17 protein-coding genes and 3 pseudogenes are annotated in these 16,762 nt (G+C 63.1%); 2 read left to right on the top strand and 18 right to left on the bottom strand.

All coding sequences use genetic code 11. From position 1 onward, the window contains the following. Both ACEQX1_RS06180 and ACEQX1_RS06185 read right to left on the bottom strand, forming a co-directional pair. Positions 1-170 (bottom strand): annotated as a pseudogene (locus ACEQX1_RS06180) (IS256 family transposase); the annotation flags it as partial. A gap of 520 nt (positions 171-690) precedes the next feature. Beyond that, positions 691-1,458 carry a heparan-alpha-glucosaminide N-acetyltransferase gene (locus tag ACEQX1_RS06185; RefSeq protein ID WP_081451349.1) on the bottom strand — a complete coding sequence of 256 codons (768 nt, stop codon included), beginning with the start codon at positions 1,456-1,458 and terminating at the stop codon, positions 691-693. Between the two features lie 279 nt (positions 1,459-1,737). Between ACEQX1_RS06185 and ACEQX1_RS06190 the strand changes: the two are divergent. Next, a pseudogene (locus ACEQX1_RS06190) lies at positions 1,738-2,887 on the top strand (IS3 family transposase); the annotation flags it as partial. 174 nt (positions 2,888-3,061) lie between these two features. Here ACEQX1_RS06190 and ACEQX1_RS06195 read toward each other — a convergent pair. From ACEQX1_RS06195 to ACEQX1_RS06230, 8 genes and pseudogenes are all read right to left on the bottom strand, one after another. Then, positions 3,062-3,667, bottom strand: a complete 606-nt coding sequence (locus ACEQX1_RS06195; RefSeq protein ID WP_009209130.1) for a transglutaminase-like cysteine peptidase — start codon at positions 3,665-3,667, stop codon at positions 3,062-3,064. A 360-nt stretch (positions 3,668-4,027) separates the two neighbouring features. Next, a pseudogene (locus ACEQX1_RS06200) lies at positions 4,028-4,791 on the bottom strand (IS5 family transposase). Positions 4,792-4,816: 25 nt separating this feature from the next. Then, complete coding sequence (locus ACEQX1_RS06205) at positions 4,817-5,725, bottom strand: IS5/IS1182 family transposase (RefSeq protein WP_024352443.1); 909 nt, start codon at positions 5,723-5,725, stop codon at positions 4,817-4,819. Beyond that, entirely contained in the window at positions 5,706-6,971 is a 1,266-nt protein-coding gene (locus tag ACEQX1_RS06210; protein WP_009209126.1) for a cytochrome P450, read from the bottom strand. Before ACEQX1_RS06210 ends, ACEQX1_RS06205 begins: the two co-directional genes overlap by 20 nt. Before the next feature lie 10 nt (positions 6,972-6,981). After that, positions 6,982-7,509: a signal peptidase II gene (gene lspA, locus ACEQX1_RS06215; protein WP_009209125.1), complete on the bottom strand. Its 528-nt coding sequence runs from the start codon at positions 7,507-7,509 to the stop codon at positions 6,982-6,984. After that, the gene (locus ACEQX1_RS06220; protein WP_024352445.1) at positions 7,509-8,510 is read right to left on the bottom strand and encodes a sodium:calcium antiporter; all 1,002 of its coding nucleotides are present in this window, start codon (positions 8,508-8,510) and stop codon (positions 7,509-7,511) included. Before ACEQX1_RS06220 ends, lspA begins: the two co-directional genes overlap by 1 nt. A gap of 52 nt (positions 8,511-8,562) precedes the next feature. Next, positions 8,563-9,309, bottom strand: coding sequence for a cytochrome c biogenesis CcdA family protein (locus tag ACEQX1_RS06225; RefSeq protein WP_009209123.1), 747 nt, complete (start codon positions 9,307-9,309; stop codon positions 8,563-8,565). A 16-nt stretch (positions 9,310-9,325) separates the two neighbouring features. Then, positions 9,326-10,159, bottom strand: coding sequence for a cation transporter (locus tag ACEQX1_RS06230; protein ID WP_370194194.1), 834 nt, complete (start codon positions 10,157-10,159; stop codon positions 9,326-9,328). Between the two features lie 104 nt (positions 10,160-10,263). Between ACEQX1_RS06230 and ACEQX1_RS06235 the strand changes: the two genes are divergently transcribed. Further along, a complete protein-coding gene (locus ACEQX1_RS06235) occupies positions 10,264-10,617 on the top strand; it encodes a metalloregulator ArsR/SmtB family transcription factor (protein ID WP_024352447.1) in 354 nt (117 codons plus the stop codon). 279 nt (positions 10,618-10,896) lie between these two features. Here the strand turns inward: ACEQX1_RS06235 and ACEQX1_RS06240 are convergent, their stop codons facing one another. From ACEQX1_RS06240 to ACEQX1_RS06275, 8 genes are all read right to left on the bottom strand, one after another. Further along, positions 10,897-11,160 (bottom strand): hypothetical protein, encoded by a 264-nt coding sequence (locus tag ACEQX1_RS06240; protein ID WP_024352448.1) that lies wholly within the window; start codon positions 11,158-11,160, stop codon positions 10,897-10,899. A gap of 157 nt (positions 11,161-11,317) precedes the next feature. Next, positions 11,318-12,046: an IS21-like element helper ATPase IstB gene (gene istB / locus ACEQX1_RS06245; protein WP_370196623.1), complete on the bottom strand. Its 729-nt coding sequence runs from the start codon at positions 12,044-12,046 to the stop codon at positions 11,318-11,320. Continuing rightward, complete coding sequence (gene istA, locus ACEQX1_RS06250; RefSeq protein ID WP_187392770.1) at positions 12,046-13,545, bottom strand: IS21 family transposase; 1,500 nt, start codon at positions 13,543-13,545, stop codon at positions 12,046-12,048. Before istA ends, istB begins: the two co-directional genes overlap by 1 nt. A gap of 442 nt (positions 13,546-13,987) precedes the next feature. Beyond that, positions 13,988-14,314 carry a hypothetical protein gene (locus tag ACEQX1_RS06255; RefSeq protein WP_156421800.1) on the bottom strand — a complete coding sequence of 109 codons (327 nt, stop codon included), beginning with the start codon at positions 14,312-14,314 and terminating at the stop codon, positions 13,988-13,990. A gap of 152 nt (positions 14,315-14,466) precedes the next feature. Then, positions 14,467-15,072 carry a metallophosphoesterase gene (locus ACEQX1_RS06260; protein WP_370195327.1) on the bottom strand — a complete coding sequence of 202 codons (606 nt, stop codon included), beginning with the start codon at positions 15,070-15,072 and terminating at the stop codon, positions 14,467-14,469. Continuing rightward, entirely contained in the window at positions 15,065-15,445 is a 381-nt protein-coding gene (locus ACEQX1_RS06265) for a hypothetical protein (protein WP_024348515.1), read from the bottom strand. Before ACEQX1_RS06265 ends, ACEQX1_RS06260 begins: the two co-directional genes overlap by 8 nt. Before the next feature lie 196 nt (positions 15,446-15,641). After that, positions 15,642-15,830, bottom strand: a complete 189-nt coding sequence (locus ACEQX1_RS06270) for a hypothetical protein (RefSeq protein ID WP_024348516.1) — start codon at positions 15,828-15,830, stop codon at positions 15,642-15,644. A gap of 17 nt (positions 15,831-15,847) precedes the next feature. Then, complete coding sequence (locus tag ACEQX1_RS06275) at positions 15,848-16,012, bottom strand: hypothetical protein (protein WP_154653360.1); 165 nt, start codon at positions 16,010-16,012, stop codon at positions 15,848-15,850. Positions 16,013-16,762: the final 750 nt, after the last annotated feature.

Raw genomic sequence — 16,762 nt, forward strand, 5'->3', positions numbered from 1 at the left:
TTGCGCTGGGCGAGGCGCTCGGCACTCTTCTCGCCATAGCTGGCGCCGGTCGCAGCACCGACCTCCAGTTCCATCAGCCGCTGGGCGGCAAAGCCGATCATCTCGCGCAGCAGATCGGCATCAGGGGTCTTCTCCAGAAGGCTGCGCAGGCTCATCATGTCGTCGGTCATCAGGGGATCTCCGGTCCGGGTTGGATGTCGCAACCCAAGCCTAACCGGAAACCGCTGGTGACCACCGCGCCGCCGATCCGTCCTACAGCGCGATGAAATGCGCGGACGAGATCGACGACGCTACCGCCGAGCTACACCACGGATGGGGACACGACCTATTCGACAATCGTTACCGGCGCATTCGGATCATCGATCACGATGTCCGGCAGTGGCCTTCGGCCATCAGTTTGTCGATGTCCAACGATCCCATCGGCTCCGGGACTTCGGTGCGGCCGGGTGGCCCTGCGGGAGGCACGAAAGTCTGGGCATTGACGGCTTCGTTCGTCGGCTGGGATGCTGCCATTGTACTCGCAATCGCGGAGCATCCGACGAGGACGAGGACAAAAGGCCCCTGCTCAGCTTGGCGGCTTTTCGAGAAGACTACAAAGATAGCACGGCTCGGTCGGTTTGGCGGATAAGCTAGATCAATTGCCGATCTTCCTGGTTCGATAACCGGGTCTATGGGGGGGGGGCGATTCGGCTACTCCGCTAAGAGGCGGGTGAGGACAACAAATCCGGCGAAAAGCAGTGGCTGATGGAACAGGTAGATGGGCAGCGTTCGTTGCCCCACCCACGTCAGTACCCCGCCAAGATGTGCCCTGGGGCTATGGGGCTTCCGGTCCCGCTTTGATGGCCTGGCCACAAGGAGCCGGGTGCAGCCTATGCCCGCAAGTGTCACCCCAAACCACGGGAACACAGGCACAAAATCATTCGAAAATGGTGGCGCAGCAGCAAATCCGATCCAGGCCAGGAACCGTGTGTTGAAGGTCGGGGTTTCGAGAAAGAGCGGCGCCGCCAGCGTTGCGAATGAGGCGAAGAAGACCAAGCCAATTGGAAACCTCAAAAAGAGGAGTCCCAGGAGAGATCCCAACGCGATGGAGTGCAAAATTCCGAAGTAAATGAAACTGGTAGGAAAAGCACCATACGTGACCACTGATATCGCGGCAGCCGCCACGACAATCTTGGCAAGGCGCGTGAGGAATTTTTGCCAGTGGGTATAGCGGAAATGGGCCAGCACGAGCCCGACCCCAACGAGAAACATGAACGAGCCGGCGAGGCTGCGAGCAAATATAGTGACCGGAATACTGAACATCAGTGAGGGCGAAACATACCCGAAAAAGCTCAGGTCCCAGCCAAAGTGATAGATTACGACACCGATGATCGCCAATCCGCGCCACACATCGACAAATACGTAGCGCGTAGGACTGCAAGAGCTGCTCGGAACCTCAGGCACGGCAGAACCTGCCATCTTTACTGTCGCTGACATCAGAGGCTTTGGCCAGCGGCGGCTGAAATTCCAGCTATCGCGCCTGCCGGGTTTTCGGAGAGACAGCCGGATTTGTCACTGGCCAACTGTTTCGGGAGGATGGACGTCATCGATGGACTCCTTGTTCGGCATTCGGCCACCCCCTAGCTCCTCTACCCACTGGAGGCGCAAGGGATAAATGGCTGAAAAAGAATGGGGCTGGAGCGCACCCCGTTTTTGACCAGCCAGGTAGTATAGCCGATAAGGCATAGGCATCCGCCTATGAGTACGACTATGTCGAAAGCTCCTGATGGCCCGTATTCTCGGGTTGAAGTGATCACTTCTGTGCAGCGCCGGCGTCGATGGTTGACGGCCGAGAAGGTCCGCCTCGTCGAGGAGGCGATGCAGCCTGGGATGAGCGTGTCCTTCGTAGCGCGGCAGGCAGGCGTCTCGCCGTCGCAGCTCTTTGCTTGGAAGCGTCGGATGCTGGAGGGCGGACATGCGGCCGTCCAGGCCGACGAAGACGTCGTCGGCACGTCGAGGGTCCGCGATCTTGAAAAGCGGGTCCGCGACCTTGAGCGGCTGCTCGGCCGCAAGACGATGGAGAACGAGATCCTCAAAGAGGCGCTCGACGTCGCTCGCCCAAAAAAACGGACATCGTCCTTGCTGTCCTGGAGCGATCCCGTGGGCGGTTCACGGTGAGCGTCGTGGCGCGGACGCTTGACGTCGCTCGTTCCCAGATCAACGAGCGACGCGGTAGGACCGTGAAGCCGCGGGGCCCGTATCGCAAGGCCGAGGATGCCGAGTTCCTGGCGCCCATCCGGGCCATCGTCGACGCCCGGCCGACCTATGGCTACCGGCGTGTGACGGCGCTGTTGAACCGTCGCCTGCGGGCGGAATGCCGCCCGGCGGTCAATGCAAAGCGGGTGCTGAGGATCATGCAGCATCATGGCCTGACGCTGGAGCGCCATACCGCCCGGCGGCCTGGTCGAACGTATGACTGCGTCGTCATTGCGCTGCGCTCGAACGTGCGTTCACCAGCGGGCTCGAACCGGTGGCCCCGCTGACTCACTGCTCAGACCATCTGGAGATCCATGCCAGGAACCGCGAGGTCGTGCGCATCTTCTTCGTCCTGGATGTCTGCGACCGCGAGGTCATTGCATGGTCCGCCGTGGCGCAGGCCGGATGGCTGCCGGACAACTACTGCAGCGCCTACCTTGCCAACGACACCGCCGACACCGCCCGAGCTGTCGGCCTGACTCTGCTCTTCACGCCCGTCCGCAGCCCGGAGTCGAACGGCATGTCGGAGGCCTTCGTTAAGACGGTGAAGCGCGACTATGCCAGCATCACCGTTCTGTCCGACGCCGCCACTATTCTCGCCTTGCTCCCCGACTGGGTCGAGGATTCTTGCGAGGTCCACGCGCACTCAGAATAGAAGTTCCGATCGCCGCGAGAGTTCATCTCGCTCAGTGCCTAAACCCAACCGCCGCCTGTCCGGCGAAATGCGAAACGGAGTCCACTTCAAGATTCATCGGTGATGCCTGCAACGATATCGCCAGAAACCCCGCGAAAACCCGTCTCGATAGTCATCCTATCCAGTAGCTGATCACCGCACACTACCGACGAGGATGTCGCGGTCGTCCGCTATGCCGATCCATTTTCCGGAGTCCAGCTCCGACTGCCGCTTTAGATAAAGGTAATCCGTCTCGTTCCAAGGAAGGATCCGCTCGTCCAGGTTGTCGAGCACGAAGTCGCCTTCGCTGGTTCGCACTGTCAGTACCGCATGGCCGGCACCGTTGCGCTGACGAAGAACGGTGATAAGGAGGGCTGAACGAGGAACACCTGCACGCTGGAGCATATACTGCTTCAGAAGCGCGAAGTCTTCGCAATCACCTTGCTTAGTGGGGTAGGCCCAGCGCTCGGCTACACCGAAAATCTCTTCGTCGGTTCGCGGGATGATGACCGTGTTAACGGAGCCGTTCACCTCGATCAACTGCGACCAGAGATCCTCGGTCAGGGTCGGAACGACAGCCGGCAGATTCGGCTGGCACTCGCTTTGATATCGTTGGCAGAATTCGTAGTGGCCGACGGGCTGCGATGTGCGCTCCAGCATCGGCATTTGCGATGGCTGTGCCAACGCGGTGTTCACGAAGATAGCAGCAACCAGTATTGCAAGTATTGTTTTAATAACTAGTTTGTATTTTTTTAACATTCCCGCCTCCTTCCCTGATGATGAGAAGAGTGGCATACCGATTTTACTCTACAGCCAAAATCGACACCGCATTTCGAAGCGATTTTTATACAATCTATTCACTACATTCGATTTGAACGAAACCCCGGTCAGATCAAATGCGATCGTAAACTCCGCTCCAGGACGAGCGAGTTTCACCTGGCAGATCGCGGCACCCATGCCTGATCCGCCGTGGAGAAGCCTCGAATACAGCGGTCAGGAACCATCGGCAAAAGCCGCAAACAGTGAGAGCGTTTGTCCGAGGCCCCTGCCGCGCGACCAATCCTCAGCGTCGAAAGCCAGCCGGCACCCTCGCCGTTCGCGTTCGCCTAGGGAGCGGACTCATTGGGCATTGATCCAGATGCGGACGGCAGCCAGCTTGAGAGCGGCGGCGAAGTTGTCGGCGCGCCGGTCGTAGCGCGTGGCAAGGCCCCGCATCTGCTTGATGCGATTGAAGAAGCGCTCGACGAGGTTGCGCTGGCGGTAGACCCATCGACTGAAGGCGAAGGTGCCCTTGCGGATAGAGCGCGGCGGGATGTTCGCTCAGGCATTGCGGCTGGCGACGAAGGAGCGGATGCCGTCCGCGTCATAAGCTTTGTCGGCGATGACGGTCGCTCCGGGCGCGACGGCGTCGAGCAGCTTGGTCGCCATCGGCGCGTCGCCGGCCTGTCCGGCCGTCAGCTCGAGGCGCACAGGGCGCCCTTCGGCGTCGACGAGAGCATGGATCTTGGTGGTCAGGCCGCCACGGGAATGTCCCATGCAAGGATCGGCAGATCCCCCTTTTTCGCGCCGGCACCATGCTGGTGGACGCGAACGCAGGAGCTGTCGATCATGACGATGTCGCCGTCATAAGCCTTCGATACCGCTGCCAGGAGGCGATCCCACACACCGGCGGTCCGCCAGCGCGTGAAGCGGTTGTAGAGCGTGGTCCGAGGACCGTAACGCTCCGGGACGTCGCGCCAGGATGAGCCGGTGCGGAACCGCCAGAGGATGCCGTTGATCACCCGCCGGTCGTCGACCCGGGCGACGCCGCGGCTGTTTTGCGGCAGCAGCGGCTCGATGACAGCCCATTCCTGATCCGACAGTTCATGGCAACGCATGGCAATCTCCCTTCCAGGAGATTGAATCAGATTACGCCACCTCGCTGAACCCGTTTATGCGGACGCTCTCTAGCCACTTCTCGTTCTCCCCCGAACGATAGGCGCTGTCGGCCCAGACTTGCGAACCGGTGTTCTGTCGGCTCACGAGATGCCGAAGTTGCCGTCCGTCCGGGGCCGCCGCAGAGGTAACCGCGCTCTCGCGGATGAAGCCGAAGCGCTGGTCGATGCTGATGTGGGACTTGTAGCCAAAGACCGGCGTCGCGATCATCGGCAGCGGCGTACCGTCCGGGCGATAGCGAACCTTGCCGCCGATCTTCAGCGTCCAGCGGGCGTCGACATCCTTCTGAGCCGCCTTGGCCGGCTCGTTGGTCCAGATTTCGCCGGCGGACTCTCCGGCCTTGATCGCCGCCTTCTCGCCCTCGGTGTTGCGTTGCTTCGGCGCCGGAACCAGCGAGGCGTCGACGACCTGGCCAGCCATCGGGACGTAGCCCTTCTTCTGCAGTTGCCAGTCGAAGGCCTTCATCAGCCGCTTCAAAGTTCCCGTCTCGGTCAGCCTGTTGCGAAAGTGCCGGATGGTGTTCTCGTCCGGTGTCGGAGCGCCCAGGTCGAACCCAAGGAATCGCATCCAGGAAAGCCGGTCACGGATCATGAATTCCATGCGCGCGTCGGAGAGGTTGTGTTGCGCCTGCAGGATCAACGCCTTGAACATCGCTACGGGGTCGAACGGCGGCCGCCCGCCTTTGGAGCCGTCGCCGTAGCCTAGCCCCTCGACCAACCAGCCGCGGAGATGCTCGAAATCCACGGTCGTCTCGAGCGTCTCAAGCGGATCGCCGTTCTTGCTCAGGCGTTCCAGATGCTCCGAGAGCCCGAAAAACGACCGCTGCTCCCAGGCCAGATTCTTGCGGGTGTCCAGCTCGGCGCTAGATAGGATCGTTCGCATTCTCCTTTACTCGGCAGATGATGAACCGGCTTCGGGGCAGGGCCGGCAGCCTGGAATAGTCGATCCGAAGATCCTGCTCCGGCACGTCGTATTCGATGTGCCTAGACAGAACCTTCGTCGCCTGACTCATGAGCCCTATCGTGATCCACTCGCCTGGGCAGCGGTGATCCAAATCGTGATCCCCGCCGCCTTGGGGAATAAAGTTGAAGGGGTTTCCGTCCCATTTGCGAAATCGCTCTGGTTGAAACGCCTCAGGCTCGTCCCACGTCCTGGCGTCGCGGTTCGTTCCGTAAAGATCCAGGATTACGCGTCGTCCACGGGGGAAACGGTATCCCCCCCACTCGAAATCGCGGCGCACCAGCGCAGCGACAGCGGGGAAGAAGGGGTAGAAGCGCCGAACCTCCTGGACGAACATTTCCGTAAAGCTCGTGTCGTCGCCAGCTTCGAGCTTGCGCCGGCATTCAGGAAACTGGTGGAGGGCATGGGCGACGAAGGTGATGTAGACGCCAACGGCGACGATCGGCCTGATCACGTTAAGGAGTTCCACAGCGGCAACGTGCGGGCTCAGCAGTTCGCCGTTCGAGCCCCGATGCTCCGCAATGATCGAAGCAGCCGATCCTTCCGGCGGGCGGATTTGCCCGGAACGGATCCGCCCGACGATATTCTCGATCCAGCGATCGGCCCGCTTGCGCGCCCACCGCGCCCGCCAGTGCGCGGGGCCGACTGATCCTGCGGCGTCGAACAGCGCCGTGATCTCGTGTGTTCGCTGTCGAACCTGAGACTCGGGGAGCGGCACCCCGGCCCAGGCGCAGGCCGCTCTTGTCAGGAGTTCGTGAAGCTCGTCGTAAAGGACAATCTCGTTTCTCAGCGCCCATAGGCGAGCGCGTGCCTGCCACTCCTCCGCAGTGATCGCCATCAGCACTTCGATACGCTCGGGCGTCATCAGCGACATGAACATCTGCTTGCGCAGTCGGTGGGCCTCGTCGTCCAGCCCCTGCACGCCGTGCTTTCCGAGCAGCGTCTTCTGGATGCGCCCGATCATGGCGCCATGTCGCATGAATCGACTTTGGTCGTAGAAGAGCCTGGCTGCCTCCGGCCCTGTCATGCAGGTCGCCTTCTGCAGCATAAGCCGGGTCTCGAACAGGTCCGATCCATACGCCCGACACTGCTTCGAGATGAACCTGTAGGGGTCAGCGAGAAGCGAGAGCGTTGCGTCTGGTCGGGTATCACGGGGAAGTTGCGGCATCAGAGCGCCTTCATCGGATGGAGTTCGGGTCAGCCTTGCGCACCCTCCCCTCGCCCCTCGGCCATACACTTTCGAGCAGCAGAAGGCTGACGCCGCTCACGATCCCCACATCGGCGAGGTTGAAAGCCGGCCAGTGATAGGCAGCGACGTAAAAATCCAGAAAGTCGGTGACTGCGCCATGCCGCAGGCGATCAAGGATGTTGGCGAGAGCGCCGCCGATGATGAGCCCCAGCGCAATGGCGGTCAGGCGGTTTGCGGCGCGCATCAGCCAAATGATGAGACCGATGACCATCGCCAGCGTGAAAGTCATCAGCATCCAAGGTGATGTGTCGCCGAAAAGCCCGAAGCTCACGCCGGTATTGTGCCAGAGGACCAGGTTGAAGAACTCGGTCACCGGGATCACCCGAGGCGGCTGCATCACGCTATTGATGATCCACCATTTGCTGACCTGATCGATCAGGAACCAGGCGGCGGCAATGGGCAACCCCAGCCGCAGCATGGAGGCGGACGTATGCGGGGCTGTTTGCGTCTGCACCATCAGAAGACCTTGAGAACCCAGAAGAGGACGATCAGCACGTAAACCACATAGGTGCCGACCAGAGCGAAGACCTGCCAGCGCCGGAATCCGGGCTCGGAGCCGCCCCAGCGGATGAAGGCGGCATAGAGCACAGGCATAAGCGCGACGAAGACGAAGCTGACCCAAAACAGATGAAAGTTCTCGATGGAGGTCCCGACCAGCGCCAGAGGCAGGAACCCCACGGTCACGGCCATGGCGTGGTCGCCAATGATGTTGGTGAGCGCCGGCGTGATCTGGCCGGACCGGGCGACGGTCCAGGCCGCAAAGGCTTCTGGCAGGGCCGCCACAGGTGCAGTGATGAAAAGACCGCCAACGATCGCCGAGATGCCGAGCGCCTTGACGATGTTCTGGGTGGCGATGACGGTAAAATAGGCGCCCAGCGCGAGCACCAACACGCCGGCAACGGCGAGCCAGATCTCGCGCTTTGACCAGTCGACCTGCTCACCTTCTCCGCGTCCGCGCAGGAACGCTTGGGCGAGGTAAGCGATATAGGCGGCGAACAGCAGCCAACCGTCGATCGGCTGAAGGCCGCGCCAGGCCGCGGGCAAAGTCAGCACGGCGAGCAGGACGAGGATTCCGAGGTAAGGCAGCGCCTGCACGCCCACAGCAGCCGGATCGACCCGCAGAAGGTGCTCTTGCAGGTGCCGGTCGTGACCGGGATCATTGGGGAGATCGCGCTTGCGGGTCGCCAGATAGCCGATCGTGACGAGGGTCGGAATGCCGATCACGGTCGATCCGAGGACAGCGCCGAGACCGATGCCGGATGCGTCCCGGACCGCGCTCGTAATGTTGATTCCGACCTCCGGGCTGGCGGTCGCGATGCCGATCAGCGAGCCACCTGCTGCGGCCGAGATACCCCATTGCCGGCGCACCTTCTTGAAGGGGTCGGCGAGGTGCTCCGACCCCCAATGCGCGGCATAGACGGCTACAAGCAGAACCACTACCCAGATCCAAACGCTCATTTCGCCTCCACTTCCAGGCCGCCTTGCGCGCTCGGTAACATCGCGATTGCGCTCATCCGATACGTCCAAGCGCCGGAAACGTCTGGAGGAGCCAGATCGCAAAGTTTGTGAGATGGCCAGTGATCATCGCGATGCCCATGACCACCATGATCCCGCCAGCGACGATCTTCAGAACCCGGCCTGTTCTGCGCATGGCCGTCATCCGCGCCATGAAGCCGCGCATGAACAGGGCGGCGAGGATGAAGGGAAGGCCGAGACCGAGCGAATAGACGGCCAGGAGCGCTGTTCCACTTCCGGCGGTGGCGTTTACGGCCGAAAGTCCCAGGATGGCGCCGAGGACCGGCCCGATGCAGGGTGTCCAGCCGAAAGCGAAGGCCAAACCGAGGAGATAGCTCGCCCAAGGGCCGCCGTGATGTGGGCCTGAATGAAATCTCACATCGCGCTCGAGCCAGGGCATGGGCACTAGGCCGGTCGTGAACAGGCCGAAGACGATGACGATCACGCCACCGATCAGGTTGGCTTCATAGAGGTGCGTGCGCAAAAGCCCGCTCAGGGCCGTCGCGCTGGCTCCGAGCAGGACGAAGACGGTGGTGAAGCCGAGCACGAAACAAAGGCTCAGGCCAAGTGTACGACCTGTCTCCTTGAGACTTCCCCCACTGCTTGCAAGCCCATCCGGGCTAATCGTGCGCCCGGCGACATAGGAGACGTAGCCCGGCACGAGCGGCAGCACGCAAGGCGATAGAAAGGAAACGACGCCCGCGGCAAAGGCCGTGGCTATGCCGATGCCGGAGAAGTCCACTACAGCAGCACCTCCGTCAGGCTTTGGCGCCGCTGGCCGCGGCGGCTTCCCGCAGGTCCGCGCGTGCATCCCGGATGATCGACCAGGAGGATTGCAGGAACAGCCCGGCGATCACGACGGCGACAACAAGGTCAGGCCAGGGAGAGGCGGTCCAGGCCACCAGCCCCGCCGCAACGACGACGACGGCGTTGCCAATCGCATCGTTACGCGAGAACAGCCAAACCGCGCGGACATTGGCGTCGCCGGTCCGGTGAGGCAGCAGCGGAAGTACCGCGACCACATTGACGACGAGCGCAATCACCGCGAACAGACCCATCAGCTCGGCTTCGGGCTGTTGCTGCACCAGCACGCGATAGGCGGTATTGGCGAGAACCCCGAGACCAAGCGCGCCAAGAAACAGCCCCTGTATCAGGGCCGACCGGGCGCGCCAAACAAGGCTCCACCCGATAGCGAGGATGCCGAGGAAGGTGATCAGGCCATCGCCCAGGAAGTCGAGCGCATCGGCCTTGAGCGCCTGCGATCCTGATAGGAAGCCGCCGAACATCTCAATGACGCCGTAGCCGACATTGAGCACCACGACGATCCAGAGCGCCCGCTTGTAGGCCGGCGTGATGTGGGAAAGGTCCTTCGGTAGGTCGTCAATGTCGCCTTCGGCGTGGAGACTCGGCGCGTCCAGGCGATCGAGCCTATAGCCGATTCCTGTCACGGCGCGCTCAACCTCCGGAAGACGGGCATTGGGATCATTCACGTGCAGCGTCATGATCTGCGTGGCCGTCGAGACCTTCACATCCTCGACCCCGACCGAACGCACCGCCTTCTCGATCTTCGCCGCGCAGGTGGGGCAATCCATGCCGGTGACGCGGTAACGCGCCGTCTCGGCATCATTCGTTGAAGCTGCTACGCTCACGGCCATCTTCCCTGATCGAAAATGGCTATATATCATTCGTGACTGATATGTCGAGCGATGCCGAACTGATCGAGCGGGTCGATCTTCCGACCGTTGCCCTACGGACGAAATTGTTCCGGGGGTTGGCAGACGCCTCGCGCCTGTCGATCCTGGACGCCTTGCGCGCGGGGTCCTTGTCCGTGGGCGAGATCGTCGCGATCACCGGCCTGTCGCAATCGAACGCGTCCAACCATCTGCGGTGCCTCAGTGAATGCGGTCTCGTCGCCGGCGAGCAGCGCGGGCGCTTCGTTCATTACCGCCTAAGCGATCCGCGTCTCAACGAGCTGCTGGTCCTCGCCGATGAGTTGCTAGGCGAGACGGCCTGCGGCGTCGACGCTTGCGGGAACTACGGCGCCCGGTGATGCCGCGCCTTAGAGTGGTCGGCGGCGTTAGTGACGTATTTTGCGGGCGCGGCGATCAGTCAGGGCGGCTGTGGTATGACTGCCGAATGCCAGACCAGCGAGGCGCTCTCGTTGGGCTAGCCTTCAAAATACGACGCGATCAGCGTGAACAGGGCACAGCCGTCGATGAGAAAGCGGCCGAATAGCGCGTGTCCTCGGACGCCTCCTGCGCCTCCTCCAACATCTCCTCGACGGCGGCCAGGAGAAGGATACCCGCGCTGAAGGCGAGGGCGGCAAGCTTCAACGTTTCGCCTGCCCGCAGCAGCCAGTAGTCGATGCTGGCGCCCAGGAGGCAGGGAATGACGTAGGAGGCGGACAGGAGGATGCGGCGGCAGCGGGACGCGCCTTTTCTTTGAGATTGGCGATGGTGACAAAGTCTTCGGGCACATCAGCCATGATCTGGCCGAGCGCGAGGATGCACGTCAGACCGAGTGAAACGACGGAGCCGACACCGATCATCGAGCCATCGCTGAACAGGTCAATCGCGTCGGCGACATAGATCATTCAGGCTCCCGCAACTTTGTCAAACGGCCTTCAAAATTGACCCCCGATCGGCGTCCAAAATTGCCCCCCTAGGGCGATGGCTGCTTGCCCGGTCCGAGCGGATCGGAGCCGGAGGCGAAGAGGAGATCGGACCGGGCGCGTTCTGTGCTGGAAGGGCTCAGAGGCGGTGCTTGAAGCGCCAGCTCTCGTTGCCGGTTTCGACGATGTCGCAGTGGTGGGTCAGGCGGTCGAGCAGCGCGGTGGTCATCTTGGCGTCGCCGAAGACGGATGGCCATTCGCCGAACGCCAAATTCGTCGTGACGATCACCGAGGTCTGTTCGTAGAGCCGGCTGATCAGGTGGAACAGGAGTTGTCCGCCAGACTGGGCGAAGGGCAGATAGCCGAGCTCGTCGAGAACGATGAAGTCCATCCGCGTCAGGTACTCCGCCATTCGGCCCTGGCGGCCAGCACGCCCCTCGGCCTCGAGCCTGTTGACGAGATCGACTACATTGAAGAACCGCCCCCGGGCGCCGGATCGAATGCAGGCCCGGGCGATAGCGATGGCCAGGTGGGTCTTGCCGGTGCCGGTGCCGCCGATCAGAACGGCCTTGCGCTGATGGGCCATGAAGTTGCCGGAGGCGAGATCGCGCACCAGCGTCTCGTTGATCGGCGTGTCGTCGAAGACGAAGTCGTCGATGTCTCGGGCAAGCGGCAACTTGGCGATGGTGATCTGGTATTTGATCGAACGCGCCTGCTTCTCGGAGATCTCCGCCGTGAGCAGATCGCCGACGACACGGCTCGGTTCGTGCTGGCGCTTCACGGCGGTGGAGATGATCTCGTCGAAGGCTGCCTTCATGCCATAAAGCTTCAGCTCGCCCATGGCGCCGAGGATCTCGGAGCGTTCCATCACACTGCTCTCCTGAGGTTGTCGTAGCGGGCGCAATCAGCCGCCGGCTCGTGGTTAAGGCGAAGCGCGTCCGGGGTCATGATGGTGATCATGGGGGCGGGCTCGCGGGCTCTCGCCAGAACGTTGAGGATCACGTCCGCTGAGTGGACGCCTTCACCGAGCGCCTCCGCGCAGGCGGCCTCGACGGCAGGAAGTCCATCGCTCAGCACCGCGGTGAGGATGGCAACCATCTGACGCCCGCCGTCAGGTGCAGTGCCGAGCTTGCGCCGGACGCGCTCGAGGCTCGCCGGCAGGATCCAGTCCTTGAACGGCGCGCCGTTACGCAGGGCGCCGGGCTTCCGCGCCAGAACCGGCACATAATGCCAGGGATCGTAGATCGTCTGATCCCGGCCGAAGCAGCGGGGGTGTTCACCGACAACCCGCCCGTCCTGACGTAGCTCGATGCGATCGGCATAGGCGCGGATCTCAACCGGGCGTCCGACGGCGCTGGCGGCGACGGAGTAGCGATTGTTGTCGAAGCGCACGAGACAGGTCTTCGATACCGATGCTGGCACCGCATGGAAGCCGTCGAAGCGACCGCGATAGGAGACAAGCTTCGGCCGCTCGGCCTCGAACACCTCCCAGACCGTCTTGTCGCGGAACTCGGGGTGGCGATGGGCCTTGGCGAAGGCGATCGTGCGGTCGAGCAGCCAGGCGTTCAACTCCTCGTAGCTCTTCACCCGCAGACGCGGCGCAAAGAAGCGCTCACGCACCAGGCCGACCTGGTTCTCGACTTGGCCCTTCTCCCAGCCCGATGCCGGCGTGCAGGCCACGGGCTCCACCAGGTAATGACCGCACATCTGGAGGAAGCGTCTGTTGTAGGCGCGCTCGCGGCCGACGAAGATCGTCTCCACCGCCGTCTTCATGTTGTCGTAGATGCCGCGCGTGCAGGCGCCTTTGAAGAAGGCGAAGGCCCGGTCGTGGGCGTCGAACACCATCTCCTGGCTCTCGCGGGGATAGGCCCGCACGAACAGCATCCGCGAGTGACAGAGCCGGACGTGGGCGACCTTCACGGTCACAGTCGTGCCGTTGATCAGAACGACCTCGTGGCTCCAGTCGAACTGGTAGGCTTCTCCCTGATCGAAGCTCAGCGGCACGAAGGCCGAGGCCGACAGCGAGGATTGATCGCGCTGCCAGCCACGGGCGTAGCGGCGGACCGCATCATAGCCGCCCTCGTAGCCCAGCCCGCGCAACTCCTCGAACACCCGGATCAGGGTCAGGCGTTCTCGTGCCGGTCTGGCGTCATTGGTCGCCAGCATCCGGTCCAGCTCCGGCTTCCAGGCACCGAGCTTGGGCCTCGGCTGCACCGAGCGCTCATACTCGAAGGCCGTCTCGTTCGAGCGAACGACCTTCCGGACCGTGTTGCGAGACACATGGAGCTCGCGGACGATCTCCTTGATCGTCCGGCCGCGAACGAAAAACTCGCGCCGGATGCGCGCAATTGTATCCACGCCCTTCATCCCCCGCCCGCCCGTCTTCCAGAGGAAAACGCGGACTGTTCAGATGCATCGGATGGGGGTCAATTTTGGACGCCGATAACCCCGCCTAGGGGGTCAAAATTGCACGCCGAATGACAATCCGCCGTGGAGAAGCCTCGAATACAGCGGTCAGGAGCCATCGGCAAAAGCCGCAAACAATGAGAGCGTTTGTTCGAGGCCCCTGCCCCGCGACCAATCCACAGCGTCGAAAACCAGCCGGCACCCTCGCCGTTCGCGTTCGCCTAGGAGGAGCACTTCCTAAGAGCGACGTCTTTTCGCGAGGTAGGGTTTACCCCGCCCGACCCGTCAACGTCGTTCTCAGTGGCCTTTACGTGGCTCGTATGGAGAGCGATGGCCACTTCTTGGGCCTCCGGCCACTCTACGAGGTCAACCAGAGTCTGGTGGAGCCATGGGAGATACGGCATCAGCCGAGCGACCGGATGACGGCGTCGCGCTGGTCGACGGCGCGGCGGAGGCGGGCGATCTCGGCGCGGAGTTCGGCGGCTTCGTCTTGCGCGTCGAGGGCCATCGTGACCGCAGCCTTGGCGAGCGTGGACATCTGACCGGCATCATGGCGCGCCGACGACAGGGCGTGGTCCCACGCGCCATGGGCAGCCTCTTCTTCACGGGCGATGCGGCCGGCGCGGATCGCGTCGATCAAGCCGAAGATTGTCTGATGCATTACGACTGCAGCGATGGCTCCGGTGGCGAGAGCGCCGCCCTGGACTGCGTGAGGATTCGTGAATGCCATGGGGATCGCCTCCGGTTTGAGAACGGCAACTTGGAGGGCTCGGGAATCGACGTCAACGACTGCATTCCGGCATGACCGGCGAAGGGCTCACCGGATTCGAATAAGTCGAGACAACGGGAATTAGCTGCCGAAAGGAACCGGTCGGACATTTGCTATAGTGGCAGTTCACTCGTATGCGCATCGCCGAGAGCCTCGTCGTCCATTTCGCTGACTGCCCGCGCCGCCCTCGCGTCGTCGAGCACCGCCTGCTGCCGCTCCAGCGTCGGGCGGATCTCGTTGAGCGTCACTGGCGTGTAATTCCAAACATCGACGCCGACGTCGACCGAGCGCCCGATGCCCGGCAGGCTGCCGTGCGAATGTCCGTAGAGATGAATGGCACCGTGATGGAGGCTGGGCCAGGTGCGAAGGGCGTAGTGGTCGAGCACCACGGGCATCTTCTCCTCCGGGTGCCGGAGCATCAGGCGGTCACGCGGCGGAGACGCCCAAGGGAGCGTGCGCACCTTCTCCCGGTCATGGTTGCCGATGATGAGGTGCTTGCGGCCGTTCAGACGGTCGAAGATCTCGCGGCCGCGTCCCGCCGTTGCGCCCATGGTGAAGTCACCGAGGTGGTAGACGATGTCGGATTTCCGCACGCGGTCATTCCAGCGGCGGATGAGACCCTCGTCCATGTCCTCGACATCGTAGAACGGGCGATCGCACATCGCGATGATGCCGCGATGGCCGAAGTGGGTGTCGGCGGTGAAGAAGATCTCAGCCATGGCTCGCATCCTCCATCGCTTGATGGGTCGCTTCGAGGAGCATTCGCAGATGCGGAGTTGCGTCGCCGATCACCGAGGAGGTGACCTCCGCGTCGCGAGCCCGGACTCGCAAAAGGTTCAGGTCTCGGAATGCAACCTTGAACGCCTCCGCGTCGGCAAACGCCCTGGGCCAATACGGGGTGATGAGCGCTTGGCTGGCGCAGACTAGAGCGCTCGCTAGAGCATGTCGCGCCCGGTAGCCCTCATAACTGTCGCGGGCGAGGTCGACCATCGCCCGGCTCTCCCGGTCGAGCAGCCGCAGCGCCATCGAGAGGTGTCGGGCGGCGGACCGCAATTGCGTCTTGAACGGGTTGGGCGGGATGTCTCTCGTCATGGCGGTCGCTCTATCTGTCGGGGCGTGCGTCGGCGCGGCCCGGAAGGGACCGTCAGGCAGTACGGCGACGTATGAGCTGCGAGCGAGAGATCATGAGAGCCTTGTGCGGCGTCGGGAGGGTTGGCGTCAAGCCGGCCGGCGGGCAAACAAACCGGCGCGGTGGCCGGGGCTGGTGTCGTCGACGGGGTGGGGTGGATCAGGCGGCCTGCGCCGACAGCCGCAGGACCTCGGCCCGGTCGCCCGCCGCGACCTCGGTGTCGAGGTACGCCATGGCGGCAGCCGCGCCACGCTCGGCAAGCCGGATCCTGTAGATGACCGACTGGAAGGACTTCCTGTCTTCGAAGTCGAGCGCGGCGATGGTTTCGGCGGCGGAACGGTACGTCATGGTCTCTCCCTCGCTTCTCAAGCTGCGCGCCGGATTCTGCGGACGTCGTAGCGGAGCTCGCCCACTTTCTCCTCGAGCGTCTCGAGGTGCGCCTCCAATGCGAGCATGTATGCGGCGACGGCCGGGGTGCAGCCGAGGCCGTTTGCCCTTCGGACGGCGATGTCATGCGTATGGTCGGTCATTGTCTCTCTCCCTCGTTGCGGACCCGGTCCCCCGCGTGCCCCAAGAGAAGCGTTGGGCGCCGGCGGGCTGGCGTCAGATTCGAGGGGGATCGGCGGCAGAGATCAGGCTGCCTCTCCCGGCGACGCGTACCCACGGCCATAGCGATCGAGGAAGACGTTCGGCTGCTGCATCGCGCGGCACCAGCAACGCCACAGGAAGCCCCCTGCGTCCTCGCCGTGCTGGCCGAAGCGGAGTTCCTCCCGGAAGCGGCGTCGATGGGCGGCCGAAAGGCGACGTCGAGAGCACGGTTGATGGCGGCCTCCGCCGCCGGGCCGTCGTCCGGTCGCGGCCATTCGTGGATCGGGCCAAAGCCGATCTCAAGCAGGGCGTAGAGGTGGTCGGAGTTGGGGTCGTCGATGGTGTCCTCCTGGTGTTGGTGGACCAGCACGGGGCGCCGAGGCGCGGGCGCGAAACCGCCGGCGGAGGGCGGGATGGCGACCTCGAATCTTGCGGGATGGGCCGTCACGGTGAACGCGGCCGCCGAGGTCTACCAGTTCGGCCCCCTCTGCGAGGGGAATCGTGGGACCCACCCCACCGGGCGCCGACCGGCAGGGGCGCTAACCCGTAGGCCTTCACTCCCCGGGTGGCGACACTTCGGCGGAGCGAAATCACGGCGGGCACCGCGACGCGCGGGGTGCCTGATCGCAACAGGCGTGACCTGACCGGTCACGCGCCTCGACCCACAAAAGGGGAAGCAGATGAACAAGACC

The sequence above is a fragment of the Aurantimonas sp. genome (assembly GCF_964217435.1).
Lineage (GTDB): Bacteria > Pseudomonadota > Alphaproteobacteria > Rhizobiales > Rhizobiaceae > Aurantimonas > Aurantimonas coralicida.